The organism is Novosphingobium sp. GW821-FHT09E05, assembly GCF_059416165.1.
The window spans coordinates 837,899-858,579 of the sequence record NZ_JBWKOQ010000001.1 but is presented as its reverse complement, the minus strand read 5'-3'; the positions used below and the strand labels follow the sequence as shown (position 1 = coordinate 858,579).

The 20,681-nt window shown below is 69.0% G+C and carries 15 protein-coding genes and 1 other annotated feature; of the genes, 7 read left to right on the top strand and 8 right to left on the bottom strand.

What is annotated here, in order from left to right:
* Positions 1 to 7 precede the first annotated feature (7 nt).
* The 5 genes from AC07M9_RS03970 to AC07M9_RS03950 all read right to left on the bottom strand — a co-directional run bounded on the left by AC07M9_RS03970 (position 8) and on the right by AC07M9_RS03950 (position 7,329).
* On the bottom strand, positions 8 to 1,489 hold the full coding sequence (locus AC07M9_RS03970; RefSeq protein ID WP_494881485.1) for a SulP family inorganic anion transporter: 1,482 nt from the start codon (positions 1,487 to 1,489) through the stop codon (positions 8 to 10).
* A gap of 71 nt (positions 1,490 to 1,560) precedes the next feature.
* Positions 1,561 to 1,616, bottom strand: a sequence feature (sul1 is cis-regulatory element that is thought to sense ions involved in sulfur or methionine metabolism; They are found in Alphaproteobacteria).
* 87 nt (positions 1,617 to 1,703) lie between these two features.
* Positions 1,704 to 2,759, bottom strand: coding sequence for a phosphotransferase family protein (locus AC07M9_RS03965; protein ID WP_494881483.1), 1,056 nt, complete (start codon positions 2,757 to 2,759; stop codon positions 1,704 to 1,706).
* A 169-nt stretch (positions 2,760 to 2,928) separates the two neighbouring features.
* Positions 2,929 to 3,759 (bottom strand): IclR family transcriptional regulator, encoded by an 831-nt coding sequence (locus tag AC07M9_RS03960; protein WP_494881482.1) that lies wholly within the window; start codon positions 3,757 to 3,759, stop codon positions 2,929 to 2,931.
* A 253-nt stretch (positions 3,760 to 4,012) separates the two neighbouring features.
* On the bottom strand, positions 4,013 to 5,587 hold the full coding sequence (locus tag AC07M9_RS03955) for a class I adenylate-forming enzyme family protein (protein ID WP_494881481.1): 1,575 nt from the start codon (positions 5,585 to 5,587) through the stop codon (positions 4,013 to 4,015).
* Positions 5,588 to 5,934: 347 nt separating this feature from the next.
* The gene (locus AC07M9_RS03950; RefSeq protein WP_494881479.1) at positions 5,935 to 7,329 is read right to left on the bottom strand and encodes a helix-turn-helix domain-containing protein; all 1,395 of its coding nucleotides are present in this window, start codon (positions 7,327 to 7,329) and stop codon (positions 5,935 to 5,937) included.
* 148 nt (positions 7,330 to 7,477) lie between these two features.
* Between AC07M9_RS03950 and AC07M9_RS03945 the strand changes: the two genes are divergently transcribed.
* The 4 genes from AC07M9_RS03945 to AC07M9_RS03930 all read left to right on the top strand — a co-directional run bounded on the left by AC07M9_RS03945 (position 7,478) and on the right by AC07M9_RS03930 (position 14,660).
* Positions 7,478 to 9,064 carry an isocitrate lyase gene (locus AC07M9_RS03945; RefSeq protein ID WP_494881477.1) on the top strand — a complete coding sequence of 529 codons (1,587 nt, stop codon included), beginning with the start codon at positions 7,478 to 7,480 and terminating at the stop codon, positions 9,062 to 9,064.
* Between the two features lie 197 nt (positions 9,065 to 9,261).
* Entirely contained in the window at positions 9,262 to 9,441 is a 180-nt protein-coding gene (locus AC07M9_RS03940) for a hypothetical protein (protein ID WP_494881475.1), read from the top strand.
* 165 nt (positions 9,442 to 9,606) lie between these two features.
* Positions 9,607 to 12,444, top strand: coding sequence for a bifunctional diguanylate cyclase/phosphodiesterase (locus AC07M9_RS03935; RefSeq protein ID WP_494881473.1), 2,838 nt, complete (start codon positions 9,607 to 9,609; stop codon positions 12,442 to 12,444).
* An 86-nt stretch (positions 12,445 to 12,530) separates the two neighbouring features.
* Positions 12,531 to 14,660: a putative bifunctional diguanylate cyclase/phosphodiesterase gene (locus AC07M9_RS03930; RefSeq protein WP_494881471.1), complete on the top strand. Its 2,130-nt coding sequence runs from the start codon at positions 12,531 to 12,533 to the stop codon at positions 14,658 to 14,660.
* A gap of 149 nt (positions 14,661 to 14,809) precedes the next feature.
* Here the strand turns inward: AC07M9_RS03930 and AC07M9_RS03925 are convergent, their stop codons facing one another.
* Positions 14,810 to 15,460, bottom strand: coding sequence for a TetR/AcrR family transcriptional regulator (locus tag AC07M9_RS03925; RefSeq protein WP_494881469.1), 651 nt, complete (start codon positions 15,458 to 15,460; stop codon positions 14,810 to 14,812).
* Positions 15,461 to 15,596: 136 nt separating this feature from the next.
* On the opposite strand from AC07M9_RS03925, the gene AC07M9_RS03920 reads away from it, so the two are divergent.
* Both AC07M9_RS03920 and AC07M9_RS03915 read left to right on the top strand, forming a co-directional pair.
* A complete protein-coding gene (locus tag AC07M9_RS03920) occupies positions 15,597 to 15,923 on the top strand; it encodes a 2Fe-2S iron-sulfur cluster-binding protein (RefSeq protein ID WP_494881467.1) in 327 nt (108 codons plus the stop codon).
* A gap of 24 nt (positions 15,924 to 15,947) precedes the next feature.
* Positions 15,948 to 17,207 carry a cytochrome P450 gene (locus AC07M9_RS03915; protein WP_494881465.1) on the top strand — a complete coding sequence of 420 codons (1,260 nt, stop codon included), beginning with the start codon at positions 15,948 to 15,950 and terminating at the stop codon, positions 17,205 to 17,207.
* Between the two features lie 55 nt (positions 17,208 to 17,262).
* On the opposite strand, the gene AC07M9_RS03910 is transcribed toward AC07M9_RS03915, so the two are convergent.
* Entirely contained in the window at positions 17,263 to 18,138 is an 876-nt protein-coding gene (locus AC07M9_RS03910; RefSeq protein WP_494883884.1) for an alpha/beta fold hydrolase, read from the bottom strand.
* Between the two features lie 536 nt (positions 18,139 to 18,674).
* On the opposite strand from AC07M9_RS03910, the gene AC07M9_RS03905 reads away from it, so the two are divergent.
* On the top strand, positions 18,675 to 19,997 hold the full coding sequence (locus AC07M9_RS03905) for an MATE family efflux transporter (RefSeq protein ID WP_494881463.1): 1,323 nt from the start codon (positions 18,675 to 18,677) through the stop codon (positions 19,995 to 19,997).
* Here AC07M9_RS03905 and AC07M9_RS03900 read toward each other — a convergent pair.
* The gene (locus tag AC07M9_RS03900; RefSeq protein WP_494881461.1) at positions 19,984 to 20,589 is read right to left on the bottom strand and encodes a DUF938 domain-containing protein; all 606 of its coding nucleotides are present in this window, start codon (positions 20,587 to 20,589) and stop codon (positions 19,984 to 19,986) included. The genes AC07M9_RS03905 and AC07M9_RS03900 overlap by 14 nt on opposite strands.
* Between the last annotated feature and the right edge of the window lie 92 nt (positions 20,590 to 20,681).

The following is a 20,681-nucleotide window of genomic DNA, read 5'->3' as shown; positions in this document are numbered from 1 at the left end:
GGCCGGGTCAGGCGGCCGCATCGCGCACCAGCGGCGCGTGCCGGTCCACGAGCACGGCGCTGGCCTCGTTGAGGCCCACCAGCTCGACCTGCATCCCGTGGCGGCGCATCCGGGTGACGACCTCTTCGAGCGCCCCGACCGCCGTCACATCCCAAAGATGCGCCGCGGTGAGGTCGATGTGCACGTTTCGTGCCGTGTCGCGCAAGTCGAAGCGATCGGCGAAGATCTCGGCGCTCGCGAAGAAGACCTGGCCGGAGACGGTGTAGGTCCGGGTCTGGGTGGCCGGGTCGAACGCATCCCGGACGTGCATCAGCTTGGTGACCTTGAAGGCGAAGAACACCCCGCTCAGCAGCACCCCGACCCCGACGCCTGCCGAAAGGTCGTGCGTGGCGACCGTGACCGCCACCGTGGCGAGCATGACGACGCCCGACACCTTGGGATGCCTGGCGAGGTCGGCCAGCGATCCCCAGGCGAAGGTGCTGACGGACACCATGATCATGATCGCCACCAGCGCCGCGACCGGCACCTGCGCGGCCCACGGCCGCAGGGGCACCATGACCACGAGCAGGAAGACGCCGGCCACCAGCGTCGAGAGCCGCCCGCGGCCGCCGTAGCGCACGTTGCCCACGGTCTGGCCGATCATGCCGCACCCGGCGATGCCGCCGAACAGGCCCGCCGCGACATTGGCGAGGCCGAGGCCGGTGCATTCCCGCGCCTTCGAACTGGTCGTCTCGGTCAGGTCGTCGACCACGCTCGCGGTCATCATCGATTCCAGCAGTCCGACGGCGGCCATCGCGAAGGCATAGGGCGCGACCACGCGGAAGGCGGCGAGATCGAGCGGGAAATCGGGGATGTGGAAGCCCGGCAAAGAGGCGGGGAGGCGCCCGAGATCCGCCACGGTATGGATCGGCATCGGGAAGGCGATGCTGATGACGGTCAGCACGACGATGCAGATCAGCGGCGAAGGAATGGCCGTCGTCAGGCGGGGGACCAGGTAGATGATGCCGAGGCCGCCGGCGATCATCGCGTAAGTGTGCCATGTCACGCCGAGCATCTGCGGCACCTGCGCCGAGAAGATCAGAATGGCGAGCGCGTTGACGAAGCCCGTCCGCACCGATCGCGACACGAACCGCAGCAGAACGTCGAGCTTCAGCAGTCCGAAGACGATCTGGAGCAGGCCCGCCAGCAGCGTCGCCGCCAGCAGGTACTGCAGGCCATGGCCATGCACCAGCGAGGCCACCACCAGCGCGACCGAACCGGCCGCGCCCGAGATCATGGCGGGCCGCCCGCCCGCGAAGGCGATGACGATGCCGATGACGAAGGAGGCGAACAGGCCGACCTCGGGGTCGATGCCGGCGACGAAGGAAAAGGCGATGACCTCGGGGATCAGCGCGAAGGTGCCGACCATGCCGGCCAGGACGTCGCGGCGGGCACTGCCGGCGTCGCTGAACCATTCAGCGCGGTACCGGGCCAGGCGTGTCGTGTTCATGGATGTGCGTGTCCGCAGAATTCGCAAAGGACCCCGCCATGCAGGGCGGCTTCGGATCGGCGTGCGAAATGCGTTGTCCGGCGGATCGGCGGCCGGAATAGCCACCCGGAATTGCACCGGGTCCAGGCGAATGCAGAGCCCCTACCCGCAAACGCGGCGCGGCGCAACGTTACCCCGCGCGCGCCGATCTTCCTGCATCACGCCCGCCTGCCCCTCACGCCACCTTCAGGCGCCGCCGCATCGCCGCCTCGTCCATCATCGGCGTGCCGCGCAGGTGGCCGAGGCGCACCCCCGTGCAGGTCATCTTGAAGTGGGTGAATTCCTCGTACCAAGCGAGGCCCTCTGCCGACTTGCCGCTGATCTGCTCCCACAAAGCCACCGTCTCGTCGCGGGTGCCCATGCCTTCGAGATAGGCGCCGTGGGTGGAACTCTTGCCGTGCATGGTCTCGGAGAGCGTGGAGAACCACGCGAGGTCGTGCAGCGCCCCGCCCAGCGATGGCTGCTCCCAGTCCATCACCGCGACGACCCGGAAATCCGCGTCGAACATCATGTTGCCGATCCGCGCATCGCCCCAGACGAGGCCTTCCGGATCGTGTAGCGGCCAATCGGCCTCGAGCCGCGCCAGCGCGGCGCGCAGCACCGGCTGCGGCGCCGTTTCCTCGAGCCAGGCGGTGAAGCGCTGGTACTTGTCCCACTCCTGCGCCAGCCCCTGCTCCGCGCCAGGGGCGCCTTTGAGGAAGCCGACCTTGGAGACGGGCACGCGCTGGACGAGCGCAAGCTGCTCCACCGCGCCCTGCCACAAGGTCCGCCGCTGCTCGGGCGAGGCGTCGCGCAGCCAGCCCTCGCGGGCGTAGGGCGGGATCGAGACGGGGACGCGGCCCTGCTTCTTCTCCATCACGAAGAACGCGTTGCCGAGGATACCGGGGTCCTCCTCGAACCACAGCGGCTTCGCCACGCGGACCTCGCCTTCCTCGGCGAGCAGTTTCATGACCTGGTACTGTTCGTCGAACAGGTTGTCGGGGAAGACCGTGAAGCTCTTCGGCTTGATCCGCACGACGCAGCCTTGCGCATGTTCGCGCCCACCCGCGCTCCAGTGCGCGTCGAACAGAACCGTTTCGTGGCTCTGCCCGGCGCCGCGCGGATAGGCGAGGTTGGTGACGGTGATGCCGCTCGCGCCGGGGAGCTTGCCCGACAGCCAGTCTTCGAGCCGCGAGGCCAGTTCCTCAAGGTCCCGCGTTTCCGGGGCAACGATCACGTCGGACAAGGCCACTCTCCCGCTATCTCGTCGATGCCGTCATTTAGTTCGACATCGCGAATTTGTTTTCGCCTATTTGATAGGACGACAACAAGACGCGGTCAAGCGAAGCACACCTCGCCCGAGTGGGATTTGATGGGAGAAAAGCGCCACACCAGTTTGAGGCGGGCACCGAAGCGCCGGCTCAGTCGGTCTCGCCGCGACCGGAGAGGAAGCCCGAGATGCGCTCGCAGGCGGCGGCCAGGCGCTGGCCGGCGTGGTTCACCGCCGTGCCGTTCATCGCACCGTCGAAGCCGGCCATGACCAGCGCCATCATCACCCGGTTGCGGGCGTCGTAGATGGGCGCCATCACCGCCATCAGCGGATAGACGCGGTCGGCCTGGATATCGACCTGCGGGATCACCGGCGGGTCCTCGGTCCCCGAGCGGATGCCCGCCTCGTCGGCGCCCGGTCGGCGGACCAGGGCGATGAAGCCCTGCGCGCGCACGAACTCCATGCCGGCGCGGAACTGCGCCAATTGATCGTCGACCGGCGCCGGGTCGGCGCGGGCGATCCACGCCTCGGCCTCGCGCGGGGCGCGGGCGTAGTAGACGGTCGCCTGGATCCAGCGCAGCGGCATGCGCGTGCCCAGCGGCACCGGGTAGCCGATGTGGCTGAGCGAGGCCGCGCGCTCGCGCAGGTGGATCACGTCGCCTTCGAGGAAGTAGGCGCCGCAGACCACGTCGAACTCGTCGGCAAGGCTGCGCATCTCGGGCTGCGCGACCTGCAACGGCGAGAAGTGGTCCGCCGCCGTGCGCCCGATCGCGGCCAGCGCGGGGCCGAGCACGTAAGTCTTGTCGGTGGTGCGGTAGAGGTAGCCAACGTCGACCAGTCCGGTCAGCAGCGCATGGCAGGTCGCCCGGCTCAGCTTCAGCGCGCGGACGAGGTCGGTGAGCGCGAAGGCCTGCCCCGGGTGATCGGCGATGAAGTTGAGAATGGCGGCCACGCGGGCGACGCCGGGAGAGGAACGCGACATGGGCTCTTTCGCTATTTCGAATTGCGTGGCCTAGGGGCAAGGCCGCCGGTTCGTCAATAGACACAACTGTTCAATAGGGCGAATTCGGTGAGCGGCATGCCGGCGTTTTGCACCCAACAAATGTCGCCCCCGCGAAGGCGGGGGGCCCGCTTTCTTGCGGTTGGCCCCGAGGTTTGAGGGAACAAGCGGGATCCCCGCCTACGCGGGGATGACGAGGTGAGGGTTTCGGGGGAGTGAACAACGTCTGCCCACCTCACCCCCGCCCCAACCGCTCCTCCATCATCTTCGCTACCTCGCGCCGCGCCACCTTGTTCGAATGCAACAACGGCACTTCCTCGCGGGAGAGCTGGACGTAGGCGCGCGGGACCTTGTAGCCCGACAGGCGGCGGCGCAGTTCCGCCTCGATCGCGGCGAAGTCGAGCGCCGCGCCCTCGCGCGGCACCACGGCGGCGACCAGCAGCGCGCCGCGTTCCTTGTCGGGGATGCCGACCACGTAGGCGTTGTGGACGCCGTCCAGCGACTGCAGTTCCATCTCCACCTCGGCGGGCGAGACGTTGGAGCTGGCGACCTTGATCATGTCCCCCCCGCGCCCGACGAAGTGGACGCGTTGCCCCTCGGCGCGCTCCTCCACCGTGCACATGTCGCCGGTGCGGTAGTAGCCGTCGGGCGTATAATGCTCGGACCGCTCGATCTTGTGGAGGCCGCTGGCGACGGGGTAGCCACGCACCTGCATCTCGCCGACCTCGCCGGGAGCGACGGGGCGGTGCTCGGGGTCGGCAATGCGGATTTCGTAGCCGGGGCCGAAGTGGTCCATCGGCGCGCAGACCGGGTAGCCGGGCGCGCGGAAGTCGTCGCCCCAGGAGTAGGGCCCCAGAGTCTCGCTCATCCCCAGCCCCCACCAGGGCTTCGGGCCCCGGATCAGCGCGAGGTCCTCCTCGGCGAGCACCGAGCCCATGGCGAAGCGGCTGTTCGACAGCGTGCGCTCGGTACAGACCACCACCGAGCCCGCCTCGAGCCCGGGGACGAGGTACATCATCAGTCCGCCGACCCAGAACATCGGCAGCATGCAGGGCACGCGCTTGGCGTATTCGTGGCCGATCATCTCGCGCATCGTATGGCTGCGGAACAGCACCGGGCCGTGGGCATGGCGCACGCCTTTGGGCAGCGCCATCGAGCCGGAGGTGTATATCTCGACCATCTGATCGGTGGGGTGCACTTCGGATTCGATCTCGGCCAGCAGCGCCTCATCGACGGTGGCGGCGGCATCGGTGAGGAATTCGGGGCCGGCGACGCAGGAAGGCAGGCCCTCCCCGTCCGAGACGATCCAGCGCAAGTACGGGGCCTTGGCCAGCCGCAGCGCGCCGCTGTGCTGGCCCTCCAGTTCGGGCAGCGCGTCGAGCATGCGCTCGGCGAAGTCCTTGCCCAGCATGGTGCGCTGGAGGATCACGCCTTGCACGTCGCTCTGGCGCAGCACGCGGACGAGTTCGTTCGCGCGGATCATCGTGCTGATCGGCACCGCGATCGCCCCGATCCGGCTGATCGCCGCCAGCGCCACCGCGAAGTCCGGGCCGTTGCCATGGACGAAGCCAACCCGCGCGCCCTTGCCGATCCCGCGCGCTGCGAGGCCGCGCGCGATCAGGGCAGAACGCTGGTCGAGTTCGCGGTAGGTGATCTGGGAGACGACATCCTCGCCGTCCTCCAGCACCACGGCGACGGCATCGCCGTAAGCGGCAGCGGCGGCGCGGATGAGCTGGGCGAAGGTGTTGGCCTTGCCGGGCGCGTCGGCTTCGGGCGTCTCCAGGACCGATGGGGCGGTGTCTCTGCTCACTCTCTCGTTCCCTCTCTCGCCCGCCTGGTGCCCGAGGGCCCGGCGGCTGCTTTCGCGTTCGTCCGACGATGGAAAGCGGCGCGCCGCTTGTCCATCCTCCCCACCTGGGAAGCGGGCAGTTAATTCGCTATTTCAAACTTATCGTCGATATTGAGGATTGTCGATGCGAGCACAACGCGGTTTGCGAGGATACCGCTAGAGCGGTGACCGCCCTACCCACCTCCTCGTCATCCCCGTGAAGGCGGGGATGACGCTTGTTCCTTCTCTTCGCCCAATACGCAAGGAAAGCGGGGCCCCCGCCTTCGCGGGGGCGACGCGCTATCTGGGCAGAGTGTCTCGCAAACCGCTCAGCTTTCCGCAAAGGTATAGGGCTGGGCGGCGCGGCGGTAGTCATCCGCCAGCACGTCGCGGCCGATCGGGGGGACCGAGCGCGCGGTGCATTCGGCCCGCTGGCACAGGCGGCAGGTCACGCCGATCGGCGTGGGCAAGGCGGCGGAATCGGCGCCTCGCGCATAGACCAGCCGCGCCGCCTGCTCCGCCGCGCAGGCGAGCGCCACGGCGCGCACCACGCGCGGGGCCCCGTACCCCGTAGCCCCGCCGGTGACGGTGCGCGCAATCGAGAAGAACCGCTCGCCGCCGGGCAGTTCGAGCCACTGGGTGGAGATCTCGCCGGGGCGGCGGAAGACCTGGTGGACGCTCCACAGCGGGCACCCGCCCCCGTGCGCGGCGAAGGGGAAGCCCGCGCCGTCGAGGCGCTTGGAGACGTTGCCCGCCTCGTCCACGCGGATGAAGAAGAAGCCCACGCGCTCCTCGCCGGGGCGCTGGAGCGTGGTGAGGCGGTGGGCGACCTGCTCGAAGCTGGCGCCGAACAGGGCGCAGAGCGCGTCGATGTCGTAGCCGCGCTGGTCCGCCGCGCGGGCGAAGCGGCCATAGGGCATGACGATCGCGGCGGCGGCGTAACCGGCCAGCGCGCGCAGCAGCAGCGTGGCGGTGGTGCGGCTGGAGAAGCTGTCGGCGCGGATCGCCTGCTTGATCTCGCTGCGCAGCGCGGTGTGGGCGATGTGGGTGGCGATCTGGAAGGCGCGGCTGGCGGCGTCGAGCGTGTCGGCGATCAGCAGTTGCTGGTTGTGCCGGTCGAAGCGCCGCAGCGAATCGACGAGAACGTCCGGCGGCAGGAAGCGCACCCGCACGCCCTGCTCTGCCAGCCATTCGGTCGCCCCGCCCGCCCTGTCGATCTCGGCGGCGAGGTCCTCGGCGCGGCTGTCGAGCGCGTGGAAGTAGTTGCGCGCGCCTGCGAGGAAGCGCTGGGCCTCGCGCACGGGTTCGTTTTCGTCCGCCATCGGCCCGGCGGCGCGCTGTTCGGCGAGCGCCTGCGCCTCGCGCGCATAGGCCTGGTACAGGCGCAGCAGCGCTTCGGAGACGCCGGGGAAGCTGGTGGCGAGGTCCGCCACTTCGAGCGCGGGCAGGTCGATGTCGGCGAAGATCGGGTCGCGCAGCACGTCGGTGAGGCGGCGAGCGTAGTCGGCGGTGTCGTCGCCGGCGATCTCGGCGATGTCGAGGCGGTAGGTGCGGGCGAGGCGCAGCAGCATGTCGGCCGTGACGGGGCGCTGGTTACGCTCGATCAGCGCGACGTAGCTAGGCGAAATCTCGAGGTCGTCGGCCATCGCCTGCTGGGTGAGGCCAAGTTCACGGCGCAACCGGCGCAGGCGCGGTCCGAGGTATAGAGGACGGTTTTCTGCCATTCCGACTAACCTTGTCAGGACAGTACAACTTTACAAGGAAAATCTGTAAAGTTTGACAACAGCACCGCGCAGCCAGTTCCGCGCCGCCGATCGGCCGACTACCTCAGGGGTCATCGAACAGACATTCTTCCGCAAGGGAAACCCACTCGTGACCTACCAGAGCAAGATCATCGAGGCCGGCAAGGCGATCGGCACACAGTCCCACTGGAACGGGATCGAGGCCGAGTCGGTCGCGCGCATGCGCCTGCAGAACCGCTTCCAGACCGGCCTCGACATCGCCCGCCACACCGCGAAGATCATGCGCGAGGACATGGCCGCCTATGATCGCGACCCCGCCAACTACACCCAGTCGCTGGGCTGCTGGCACGGGTTCATCGGCCAGCAGAAGATGATCTCGATCAAGAAGCACTTCGGCACGACCAAGGGCCGCTACCTGTACCTCTCGGGCTGGATGGTCGCCGCGCTGCGCAGCGACTTCGGCCCCTTGCCCGACCAGTCTATGCACGAGAAGACCTCGGTCCCCGCTCTGATCGAGGAGCTGTACACCTTCCTGCGCCAGGCCGATGCGCGCGAGCTGGGCATGATGTTCCGCGAACTCGACAAGGCCCGTGAGGCCGGCGACGAGATGGAGGCCAGGCGCCTCGAGCACGCGGTCGACACCTATGAGACGCATGTCGTGCCGATCGTCGCCGACATCGACGCAGGCTTCGGCAATGCCGAGGCGACCTACCTGCTCGCCCGCAAGTTCATCGAGGCCGGCGCCTGCTGCATCCAGATCGAGAACCAGGTCTCGGACGAGAAGCAGTGCGGTCACCAGGACGGCAAGGTCACCGTCCCGCACGAGGACTTCATCGCGAAGATCCGCGCGGTCCGCTACGCCTTCATGGAACTGGGCGTCGACGACGGCGTGATCGTGGCGCGCACCGACTCGCTCGGCGCGGGGCTGACGAAGCAGATCGCCTTCACCCGGGAGGCGGGCGACATCGGCGACCTGTACAACGGTTTCCTCGACTGCGAGGAGGTCGGCGAGATCGGCCACGGCGATGTGCTCATCAGCCGCGACGGCAAGCTGATGAAGCCGCGCCGCCTGCCGAGCAACCTCTACCAGTTCCGCGCCGGGACCGGCGAGGACCGCTGCGTGCTCGACTGCATCCATGCGCTCGAGAACGGCGCGGACCTGCTGTGGATCGAGACCGAGAAGCCGCACATCGGCCAGATCGGCGGCATGGTCCGCCGCATCCGCGAGGTGATCCCGAACGCCAAGCTGGTCTACAACAACTCGCCCAGCTTCAACTGGACGCTGAATTTCCGCCAGCAGGTCTACGATGCCTGGGCTGCGGCGGGCGAGGATGTCTCGGCCTACGACCGAGCGCGCCTGATGAGCGTGGACTACGACGGCACCGCGCTGGCGGACGAGGCCGACGAGCGCATCCGCACCTTCCAGAAGGACTCGGCGCGCGAGGCGGGGATCTTCCACCATCTCATCACCCTGCCGACCTACCACACCGCGGCGCTGTCGACCGACAACCTGGCCAAGGAATACTTCGGCGAGGCCGGGATGCTCGGCTACGTGAAGGGCGTGCAGCGCGAGGAGATCCGCCAGGGCATCGCCTGCGTCCGCCACCAGAACATGGCCGGCTCCGACCTCGGCGACGACCACAAGGAATACTTCGCCGGCGAGGCCGCGCTCAAGGCCGGCGGCGCGCACAACACGATGAACCAGTTCGCGGCGTAAACCCTTCTTCGTCATTCCCGCGAAGGCGGGAACCCACCTGATGAATGCTCGTGTTGCAAGGACGTCAGATGGGGCCCCGCCTTCGCGGGGATGGCGAGAAAGGGGCGCGCAAGGGTTCGAAACGACACCAGTTTGGATGGAAGCCTCGGGAATCCCCCCGGGGTTCCAGGGGAAGCAACCCGCAAGCAAGGAAAGGAATGAGCATGACCACCACCATGACCGCCGAACCGGCCCGCGCCCGCGCGGTGCTCTCGAACGAGGACTTCAAGCTGCTGCAGGAGGCCGTTCTCTACTACCTCAAGGCGCACGAAGATGATCCGATCTCGTCCAAGTATTCCAACCTCTACCACCGCCTCGGCAGCGCGACGCGGCGCTAAGGTTTTGCGGTAATTCGGAGTTTTCCTGGGGAGGAAAGCTTGGCCCGTCGCACTCCGTGCGGCGGGCCATTTCGCATGATTACCGCCGTTGTGGACCCACTTCCGGCCCGGTGGACAGGGTCTTTGCAAAGCGCCGTTAAATATTGCCGCGATAGGGCCGTGGGCATGAGCGGAATTGGCGCGACACACCTCCTCGAAGTCATCGTCTGCGTGAGGGACCAGCATCGGCCGGAGATGGTGCTCCTGGCGGTGCTCGCCTGCGGACTGGCGACGGGCAAGGCCATGTCCCTGCTGCAGCATGCGGTGACCGCGCGGGGGCCGTCGCGCCGGCGCCAGCAGCGGGGATGGTGCCTGCTGGCCGGGCTGATGCTCGGCTTCGGCGGCTGGGCCGCGCACTTCATCACCATCCTGGGCTACGACAGCGGCTACGTCGCCGGCTACTCGCCGGGCATGACGGCGGCGTCGCTCGCCATGAGCGTGGTCGGCGCGCAGGTGGCGCTGTGGTTCGCGGTACAGTCGCGCAGCCTGGTGGGCCGCGCCTCGGCGGCGCTGATGCTGAGCGCCGGGCTGGCCGCCATGCACTATACCGGCATGGCGGCGCTGCGGGTGCCGGCGCTGCTGCGCTGGGACTGGCACCTCGTCGCCGCCTCGGTGCTGCTGCCGGTCATGCTGCTGCACCCCGCGCTCTACATCGCGCTGCGCGCCCGCAACAACCTGCAGGTCTTCGCGGCGACCGTGCTGACCTCGCTGGCGGTCCTCGTGCTGCACTTCACCGGCACCGCCGCGCTCAGCTTCATTCCTTCGCGCATGTCGTCCGATCGGGGCATCTCGGTGCCGCAGGAGGCTTTGGCGGCATGGCTCTGCGTCGCCTCGCTGGCAATCATGACGCTCAGCGCCTTCGCGCACCAGTGGCGCCAGCGCAGCCATGCCGCGCGGCTGATGGGCGAGCGGCAGTTCTCGATGCTCGTCAAGGGCACCTCCGACTACGCGATCTGCATGCTCGATCGCAGCGCCCGGGTGGCGCAGTGGAACGCGGGCGGCCTGTCGCTGATCGGCTACGACGAGGACGAGGCCATCGGCCTGCCCTTCGCGCGCCTCTTCACCGAGGAGGACCGCGCCGCCCACCGCCCCGCCCTCGCCATCGCCGAGGCCGACGCGAACGGCATCGCCAAGGGCCAGTGGGTCTGCGTGCGCCGCGACGGCTCGCACTTCTGGGCGCATGGCACGATCGAGACGCTGTGCGACGAGAACGGCACGCCCATCGGCTATTCGCTCATCACCCGCGACATCACCGAGATCAAGGCGGCGCAGGACGCGCTCGCTGCCAAGACCGACCAGATGGACACGGCGCTCGAACACATGAGCCAGGGCCTGTGCCTGTTCGACGCCGAGGAGCGGCTGGTCTTCGCCAACCGTGCGTTCTTCAGCATCTGGGGCATTCCCGAGGAGCGCTGCCCGCCGGGCTCCACGCTGTCGCAGCTGGCCTATGCGGGCTTCTTCTCGACCGAATACCGCCCCGCCGAAACGCTCGACATGATCCGCAAGTCGGTGGCGCGCGCGCAGGCGTCGGGCGGCAACCCGACCTGGAACCTCGACTTCAGCGAGGACCTCGTTCTCGCCATCAGCGAGCGTCCGGTGCCCGGCGGCGGCTGGATCGCGACTTTCGAGGACATCACCCGCCAGCGCCGCTCCGAGGCGAAGATCGCGCACATGGCGATGCACGACGCGCTGACCGGCCTGCCCAACCGCGCCCGCTTCTATCTCGGGCTGGACGAGATGATCGCGCAAAGCGTGCAGACGGGCGAGAAGGTCGCCGTGGTCGCGATCGACCTCGACCGCTTCAAGGAGGTCAACGACACTTTCGGCCACGCCTCGGGCGACCGCCTGCTGCGCACCCTGGCCGAGCGCTTCATCCTCACCCGCCGCGACGGCGAGTCGATCGCCCGGCTCGGCGGCGACGAGTTCGCCGCCGCCCTGCGTTTCACCCGCCGCGCCGATCTCAACGACTTCATCGCGCGCATCCGGCGCTGCATCGTCGAGCCCGTCGCCGCGCCCTTCGACGATGGCGGCCAGCCGCTGGTGGTCGGCGCCAGCCTCGGCGTCGCGGTCTGCCCGCAGCACGGCGCCACGCGCGAGACGCTGCTCAACAACGCCGACCTCGCCATGTACCGCGCCAAGGCCACCATCGGCGAGTCGGTGTGCTTCTTCGAAGCCGGGATGGACGAGAGCGCGCGCGAGCGCCGCCAGCTCGCCAACGACCTGCGCCAGGCGGCCGCGCGCGGCGAGCTGACCCTGCTCTACCAGCCCCAGCGCACGCTGCGCACCGGCGCGCTGGCGGGGTACGAGGCCTTGCTGCGCTGGACCCATCCGCGCCGCGGCCTCGTGCCTCCCGACGAGTTCATCCCGATCGCCGAGGAGACCGGCGAGATCATCCCCCTCGGCGAATGGGTGCTGCGCCAGGCCTGCACCGAGGCACGGACCTGGCCGGGCGAGGAGAAGGTCGCGGTCAACCTCTCGGCGGTGCAGTTCCTCCAGCCCGACCTCGTCGAGATGGTACGCGCGATCCTGCTCGATACGGGGCTGCCCGCGCGCCGCCTCGAACTCGAGATCACCGAGACCGCGATCATCCACGACAAGCTGCGCGCCCTCCACTGCCTGCGGGGGATCAAGGCGATGGGCGTGAGCGTGGCCATCGACGATTTCGGCACCGGCTATTCCTCGCTCGACACGCTGCAGTCGTTCCCGTTCGACAAGATCAAGATCGACAAGTCGTTCCTCCTGAAGTCCGAGGGCAGCGCCCAGGCCCGCGCCATCATCCGCGCGGTCCTGGCGCTCGGCCGCAGCCTCGACATTCCGGTGCTGGCCGAGGGGATCGAGACCGAGGGCCAGCTGCGCGTGCTCGAGGCCGAGGGCTGCGACGAGGGCCAGGGCTACTATTTCGGCCGCCCTGCCCGCGCGCCCAGCCTCGAAGGATCGGACGCGGGATCGGCGGCGGAGCGCTGAGCCGGTAAACTTTCGATCCTTTTCCGTTTACCATGGAAAATTAACCCCCTCCCCGATACGCTGCCGGAAACCAGGTGGGAACGGGCGTGTATTTGGTGCGGGATCACGAACAGCCAGGCGTTGACGGCTCGGGCGGCACTGCGGACGAGGGGGGCGTGCCCTCGCTCGACACGGCGCTGCAGGCCGCTTCTCTCGCCGAGCAGCGGCTGCGCGCGGCGATCGAGGCCATGCCGCAGGGGATCGTCTTCCTCGACGAGGACGACCGCTACATCCTGTGGAACGAGAAGTACGCGCAGATCTACGAGCGCTCGGCCGACCTGCTCCGGCCCGGCGTCCGGCTCCAGGACGCCCTGCGCGTCGGCATCGCGCGCGGCGACTATCCCGATGCCCTGGGGCGCGAGGAAGAATGGCTCGAGGAGCGCATCGGCCGGCTGCGCCAGCCGGGCCTGCGGCACGAGCAGCGGCTGGCCAACGGTCGCTGCATCCTGATCGAGGAGCGCCGCATCGAAGGCGGCGGCACCATCGGCATCCGCGTCGACATCACCGATCTCAAGCAGAAGGAGGAGACCTTCCGCCTGCTGTTCGAGCGCAACCCTCTGGCGATGCTCGTCCACGACATCGAGACCGGCCGCATCCGCGCCGCCAACGAAACCGCCTGCGACCTGTTCGGCTATGCGCCGGGCGCCATGGACGGCCTGTTCGCGCGCGACCTGTTCCCCGATTCGCTCTGGCCGCAGGCCGGCGCCCGCCTCGCCGGGGACACCTCCGACACACGCGACTGCTGGGAGATGCTGCGCCGGGACGGGACCAGCGTCGACGCGGTGATATCCACCCGCCAGTCGGAGCTGCAGAGCTACGCCGGCACCATCGTCTCGATCTTCGACGTCACCGAGCGCCGCCGCATCGAGCAGAGAATGGCGCACATGGCCCGCCATGACGAGCTGACCGGCCTCGCCAACCGCGCCCACTGCCGCGAACAGCTGCGCAAGCTGATCGACGAGGTCACGCCCGGCGGCTCCATGGCCGAGACCATCACTCTCGCGCTCGTCGACCTCGACCATTTCAAGCCCGTGAACGACACCTACGGCCACCACTTCGGCGACATCGTGCTCACCGAGGCGGCGCAGCGGATGCGCGAGCTGATCCCGGCCGAGGCGCTGCTCTGCCGCATCGGCGGCGACGAATTCGCCGTGATCTTCCGCCGCTCCAGCCTGACCCAGGCCGAACTGGTGTCCAAGTCGATCATCACCACCCTGTCCGAGCCGTTCTTCGTCCAGGGCCACATGATCCACATCGGCGCCACCATCGGCTTCGCCTCGTCCCCCTACGACAGCCAGGACAGCGAGACGCTGCTGCGCTACGCCGACCTCGCCCTCTACGCCGCCAAGGGCGAGCGGCGCGGCACCTGCCGGGGCTTCGAGGCCGGCATGGACGCCGCCGCGCAGGAGAAGAACCGGCTCGAGAAGGACCTGCGCGCCGCCGTCCGCGACGGAGAGCTGGCCGTTCACTACCAGCCGCTCGTCGATCTCCAGACCGGCGCGGTCGAATGCTACGAAGCGCTGCTGCGCTGGAACCACCCCGAGCGCGGCAACGTGCCCCCCGACGTCTTCGTGCCGCTGGCCGAGGAGATGGGCCTGATCGACCAGATCGGCCGCTTCGTCCTGCACGCCGCCTGCGGCGCGGCGATGCACTGGCCCGCGCACGTCCGGGTCGCGGTCAACGTCTCGCCGCTGCAGTTCCGCAACGGCAACCTGCTGAGCACGGTCATCAATGCGCTCTCCACCTCGGGCCTGCCCGCCGAGCGGCTGGAGCTGGAGATCACCGAGGCGGTGCTGATGGAAAAGGGCCCGCGCCCCGCCGCCATCATCCGCAACCTGCGCGCCTTCGGCATCGGCATCTCGCTCGACGATTTCGGCACCGGCTATTCCTCGCTGAGCTACCTGCTCAACTACCCCTTCACCAAGATCAAGATCGACAAGTCGTTCATCCTGAACCTGCAGGAAGAGGCCAGTTCGCGCGCCGTGATCCGCGCCGTGATCGGCCTTGGCCGCAGCCTCGGGCTGACGGTCGCCGCCGAGGGCATCGAGCGCGAGATCGAGCGCGACTACCTGCGCGGCGAAGGCTGCACGCAGGGTCAGGGCTACCTGTTCGGCAAGGCCCTACCCGCCGAGATGATCGCCGCGGCGCCCCATGGGGCGCCCTCGCAGGCGGCCTGAGCGGAGGTGCACGATTAGCCTCGCGGGGGGGCGTCGGCGTCCAGCCGATGCCGGCCTGCACCTCCTGAGCGCGCGCCCGCACCCTATCCCCCTGCTGCGTCAGCCCGGCGCAGGCGGGGATCCCGCCTGTTCCTTCGGCCCTGGCCCGCTCAGGCGATGATCGCGCGGCGGCAGAAGTCCCAGAGGTCCTCGGCCAGCCCCTCTCGCTCGGCGGGATCGGCGGCGCCGCCTTCCTCGGCCAGCAGCACGGTATGCACGGTCGTGGAGACGAGGTTGTAGATCAGCCGCGCCTGAAGCTGCGGATCGGCGCTGCGGAACAGCCCCTGCCCGACGCCTTCCGCCACCTGCCCGGCGATCACGTCGAGCAGCGGCTCCAGCGCCGAATTCAGTTCCGCCGGCCGGGACTGCGCAAGGCGAAGGTGCTCCCGGCTGAGCGCGGCGCCGCGCCGGTTGGCGCCCGCGCGGTCCTGCCCGAGCTGGCCGACGACGATCCCGGTGACCACCGCCTCCAGCGCTTCCACCGGCCCGGCGCAGCGCGCGGTGATCTCGCGGAACTGCACCCCGGCGGCGCGCAGCGAGCTGTCGAACACCGCGAGCACGAGGTCGTCCTTCCCCTGGAAGCGCTCGTAGAACGCCCGCCGCGCAAGACCGGCGCGGGCCAGTACGGCGCGGATCGTCAGGCCTTCCAGCCCGGATTCGTCGAGCAGGTCGTAGGCGGCGCGGATCAGCAGCCGGGTACGGTCCTGCTCACCATCGGCGGGCATGGGCAACGTGAAGAGCGAGGGATAGGAAATGGCCATCGCTCCCCCGCTAGGGCGTGATCGCGCGGCGGTCCAGCCTCGCCTTGATTGACTTTTTCACCGCGATTGACGTAAAAGAATGAGAACGCTGTTCTCGCGGCAAGGCGCGAACGCACGGACAAGGGAAAGAGGATCCATGGCGAAAGTCACATACGTCGATCACACCGGCGCGGCGGTCGAGGTCGACATCGAGGTCGGCGAGAACGTCATGCGCGGCGCGCTCTACAACGGCATCGAGGGCATCACCGGCGAGTGCGGCGGCGGCCTGTCCTGCGCCACCTGCCACTGCTACGTCGACGCGGCGTGGACCGATGCTGCGGGCGGCCCCTCGTCCGAGGCCGAGGCCGAACTGCTCGAATCGGCGGCGGCCGAAGTGAAGCCGACCAGCCGCCTGTCGTGCCAGCTGGTGGTGACCGAGGCGCTCGACGGCCTCGTCGTCCACATGCCCGAGCACCAGTTCTAAGCGCCGACAAGCGAGAGAAAAACCATGCCCATCGACGCCGCCAACCCCGTCCCGCCCGTCTTCCCGCGCCATGTCGGGATGGACCAGGTCCCCGCGCACGTGCCGCCCGAGCTGATCCGCCAGTCGGGCCTCACCGTCGGCCCGGACTTCCTCGCCAGCCCGCACGACTTCATGGCCGCGATGCACGAGAAGCAGCCGCCGATCTATTACGACGTCAGCCCGATGGGCAACATGTGGCACCTCATCAAGCACGAGGACGCGCTGTTCGGCCTGCGCCATCCCGATGTCTTCTCGAACGAGGGCGCCACTCCCTTCCCGCGCGATCCGAGCGACTACTTCTACTTCATCCCGATCGAGATCGACCCGCCCGAGCACCGCAAGTACCGCAACATCGTCGACCCGGTGTTCAGCCCCCAGGGCGTGCTCAGGCTGGAAGGCCAGATCCGCCAGCGCGCCAACGACCTGCTCGACGCGATCGAGGCCAAGGTCGAGGCCGGTGAAGGCTGCGAGTACACCGAGGACTACGGCCGCCCGCTGCCGGTCTCGGTCTTCCTCGACATCATGGGCCTGCCGCAGTCGATGCGCGACGAGTTCGTCGAATGGGCGGTGCAGCTGCTCCACTCGAACAGCCGCGAGGCCATGGGCGAGGCCATGCAGAAGATCACGGTCTACCTGAAGAGCGCGATCGCCGAGAAGAAGGCCAATCCCGACGACGGCGTCGTCAGCCGCATCGCCCATGCCGCGCCGGACGGGGTGCCCTTGTCCGACAAGGAGATCTTCGGCTTCGTCTGCTTCCTGTTCATCGGCGGCCTCGACACCGTGTTCGCGACGATGAACAACATCTGGCTCTACCTCGCGCAGAACCCGGAAAAGCTGGAGGAAATCCACGCCCGCCCCGACGACATCGACAAGATCGTCGAGGAACTGCTGCGCCGCTGGTCGGTGACGTTCTCGGGCCGCGTGCTGGAGAAGGACTACGAGATGCGCGGCGTGCAGATGAAGAAGGGCGACCGCGTCACGTTCGTTCTGCCCGCCTGCAACTTCGACCCCGACGTCTTCCCCAACCCCAAGGAGGTCGACTTCGACCGCCCGCGCAAGACGATCCTCGCGTTCACCGTCGGCGTCCACAGCTGCATGGGCGCGCACCTCGCGCGGCTCGAGGTCAAGATCGGCCTGCAGGAATGGCTCAAGCGCATCCCGAAGTTTGCGGTCAAGCCGGGCACCGAGATCGAGTACCGCCCCGGCGGCGTCATCGGGCCGGAGCACCTGCCGCTGGTGTGGTGAGCGCAACAGCCAACTGATCCCGCCGTCCCCGGTCGAGCCGGGACGGCGGATCAATTCAGATGACGCCGCGCAGCGGTGTGGCCAATATCTCCAGCAGCGCCGCTTCGAACGCCTCTGGCCGCTCGTACATCGCCCAGTGCCCGGCGCCTTCGACGACGCGGAACAGCGCCTCGCCCTGGACCGAGCGGAGCGCCGCTTCCTGCGCCGCCGGATCGGGATGCGGCAGGTCGCACTCTCCCCAGATCGCGTCGACCGGGACCCGGACCTCGGGCAATATCCGCAGCAGCCGGTCGGGCACCACCAGCGGCGGGACGTGCAGGCGCGCGGCCTTGGCGGTGGGAAGCAGCATGTGGACGGCGAGGTCGTCGGCGCTGTCCGGGTGATGCAGCATGAGGCCGAGCAGGTTGCCCCTGAGCGCCGCGCGCCGTTCCTCTCCCACCAGCCCCCTGATCCGGCCGAGGCGCGGGTGGCCCATCGGCGTGTCGAGCCCGCCGCAGCCGACGATCACCAGCCGCCGCGCGATGTGGGGATGGAGCGCCGCGAGATGCGCCAGCGCCACCCCGCCGAACGAGAACCCGCACAGATCGACAGGCAGCCGCTTCGATCCCAGGATCACTTCGAGCCCGCAGGCCAGGGCCGCCGAGATCCCCTCGTGATCCTCGCTCGCCGGCATGGCGGAGGCGCCGTGCCCCGGCAGGTCGGCGACGATCAGCCGGCGGCGGCGGGAGAGGCGTTCGATGTTGCGGACCCAGTGCGTCCAGGACCCCTGCGCGCCGTGCGCCAGCACCAGCGGCTCACCCTCGCCCCAGATGTGCCAGGTCATGGTGCCGTCGCCGCAGGGAGTTTCGACCCGCTGCGAGAGCGCCTCAATGCCCTCAAGGTATGCGGCGGGATCGCCGTCCCGCGTGCCGATCCGATCCTGTATATGCACCGCCAACGCCCCTCTCCTTGTCGGGAGCAAGGGACCATCGCGAAGACGCTCGCGCAACTGACCCCCGCAACTCATCGCCCCGGTGACGCGGGCTGGCTGTCGCCGCCGGTGTCCCGGAAACCACGCAGGGCGAATTTTTTTCCATGCTGCGCAGCACGAAACGCGATTCCGGCTTGGCCGAGGCTAATTTCTGAGGCAATGTGGCCCGTGAAAGGTTCTTGCAACCTTACCGGTGTTGGGAGAGAGCGCGCCGGGGAACTAAAACACCCCGGCGCGCCGATTTTCTCGCAGTTGCAGCATTTACCGGCGCTGCTTTCCTTAAACGTCAATCTCCCTGAATTCGCGGCATCGCGCAAGGGTTGTTTGGCGTGTCAGCAAACTTTTACGTGGTCACTTTTGCGCACTGCAGCAAGTCCGCCGGCTCGGGCGGGTGGACGGCGGCGCTGGACCGGCGATTCGTCCCGGTCGCGCGGATTGTGGTCCCCTCCACCGTCGGATAGAGCCGCACACGAAGCGCAGCCAGCCCGGAACCCCCTTTGACCCGCCGTGATACCGCCCGCCAACTGTGGTCGATCGCCCTGCCCGCGATGCTGACCAACGTTGCCACGGCGCTGTTCGGGCTCGCCGACATGTGGGCGATCGGCCGCCTCGGCGACGCGCCCGCGCAGGGCGCGGTGGAGCTGGGCGCGAAGTTCATGCTCGGCCTGCTCAACGTCTTCAACTTCCTGCGCATGAGCACCGTCGCCCTCACCGCGCAGGAGAGCGGACGCGGGGACGGCGGCGCGCAGGGCGCGACGCTCGCGCGGGCGATGGCCGCGGCGCTGGGGATCGGCACGTTGCTGCTGCTGGCCATGCCCTGGACGATCGCAGCGGGCCTCGACCTGCTGGAAGCGAGCGGGCCGGTGCGCGCCGATGCGCAGAGCTACGTCGCGATCCGCTACTGGGCCGGGCCGGTCTGGCTCGTCAACTGCGTGCTGGTGGGCTGGCTAATCGGTCGGCGCCGCCTGCGCTATGTCCTGTGCGTCGAGATCGCCGCCAACCTCGCGCATATCGCGCTCGATCTGCTGCTGGTGCTGGTGGTGCGCTGGGGCGTCGCGGGAGTGGCGAGCGCGACGGTCCTGTCCGAGGTGCTGAAGTTCACCCTGCTCGCCGCCGTGGTCGTGCGCGAGGGCGCCGCGCGCGAGGCCTTCGCCGCGCTGCGCCTCCGGGCGACCTGGGCACGCGCCGACCTGATGCGCCTCTTCGCGCTCAACCGCGACCTCTTCGTGCGCACGCTGCTGCTGACCGGCGCGATCCTCATCTTCGCGCGCGGCGGCGCGCAGGCGGGGCCGGTGACGCTGGCCGCCAACGGCATCCTGTTCCAGCTGTTCATGCTCGCCACCCTGCTGCTCGACGGCTTCGAAAGCGCCGCGCAGGTGCTCTGCGGCGAGGCCATCGGCGCCGGGGAGCGACAGCGGTTCGACGCGGCGGTGCGCGCCGCGCTGGTCTGGGGCGGCGTGACCGGGCTCGCCGTCTCGGCCGCCTATGCGCTGGGCGGCGCGTGGCTCGCAGGAGCGTTCAGCACCGACCCGCAGGTGATCGCGGCGACGGGCGACTACGCCGCGTGGCTGATCGTGCTGCCGCTGCTGGGCGTCGCCTCTTTCGTGTTCGACGGGGTGTTCGTGGGAGCCGGATGGACCCGAGCGATGCTGGGGACGATGGCGGCGGCGCTGGCGCTCTACCTCGTGCTGCTCTGGTCGCTGGCGCCCTTCGGCAACCACGGGCTGTGGGCGGCCTTCGCGGCCCTGTTCGGCGCCCGCGCCGTGGGGCAGGCGCTGGTGCTGCCCCGCCTCGCGCGCCGCAGCTTCAGCGCTTCCTGAAGACCAGCATCAGGTTGTTGGCCGGCATCTCCACCAGCAGATCGAAGGCGAGGCCGCAGTCGAGGGCGCAGGCGCGCACGCTCTCGACGCTGCGCAGGCCCCAGTCGGGATTGCGCCGCTTGAGGTCCTCGTCGAAGGCGGCATTGCTCGGTTCGAGCGACCGGTCGGCGCGGCGATAAGGCCCGTAGAGCACCAGAGGACATCCCGAATCGAGCACCTTCGCGGCGCCCGCCATCAGGCCCTCGGTCGCCGCCCATGCGCTGATATGGATCATGTTGATGCACACGACGGCCTCGACCGGCGTATCGGGCCAATCGGACGACGCGGCATCGAGCACGATGGGTTCGCGCAGGTTGGCGAGCCCCGCCTCGGCCCGCCACGCGGCGATCGAGGCGAGCGCGCCGGGATCGGGGTCGCTCGGCTGCCAGATCAGGTCGGGCAGCGCGGCGGCGAAGTGGACGGCATGTTCGCCGGTGCCGCTGGCCACTTCCAGCACCCGGCCCGATAGCGGCAGGACATCGCGCAGCACCGCGAGGATCGGGGCGCGGTTGCGGACGGTGGCGGGGGCCTGGCGGCGGTCATCCTGTGTCATGGACCGGGGATGGAGCCGCCGGCGCCGCAGTACAAGGCCGGCCTGCGTCCAGACGGTGCGCCGGCCGGACGGAAGGGCATGAGGCTGGGGGG

Bases quoted from the DNA above. Each gene is read 5' to 3' on its own strand.
- AC07M9_RS03925 (WP_494881469.1), bottom strand. From the start codon at position 15,460: ATGGCCATTTCCTATCCCTCGCTCTTCACGTTGCCCATGCCCGCCGAT.
- AC07M9_RS03915 (WP_494881465.1), top strand. From the start codon at position 15,948: ATGCCCATCGACGCCGCCAACCCCGTCCCGCCCGTCTTCCCGCGCCAT.
- AC07M9_RS03935 (WP_494881473.1), top strand. From the start codon at position 9,607: ATGAGCGGAATTGGCGCGACACACCTCCTCGAAGTCATCGTCTGCGTG.
- AC07M9_RS03960 (WP_494881482.1), bottom strand. From the start codon at position 3,759: ATGTCGCGTTCCTCTCCCGGCGTCGCCCGCGTGGCCGCCATTCTCAAC.
- AC07M9_RS03940 (WP_494881475.1), top strand. From the start codon at position 9,262: ATGAGCATGACCACCACCATGACCGCCGAACCGGCCCGCGCCCGCGCG.
- AC07M9_RS03900 (WP_494881461.1), bottom strand. From the start codon at position 20,589: ATGACACAGGATGACCGCCGCCAGGCCCCCGCCACCGTCCGCAACCGC.
- AC07M9_RS03920 (WP_494881467.1), top strand. From the start codon at position 15,597: ATGGCGAAAGTCACATACGTCGATCACACCGGCGCGGCGGTCGAGGTC.
- AC07M9_RS03970 (WP_494881485.1), bottom strand. From the start codon at position 1,489: ATGAACACGACACGCCTGGCCCGGTACCGCGCTGAATGGTTCAGCGAC.
- AC07M9_RS03950 (WP_494881479.1), bottom strand. From the start codon at position 7,329: ATGGCAGAAAACCGTCCTCTATACCTCGGACCGCGCCTGCGCCGGTTG.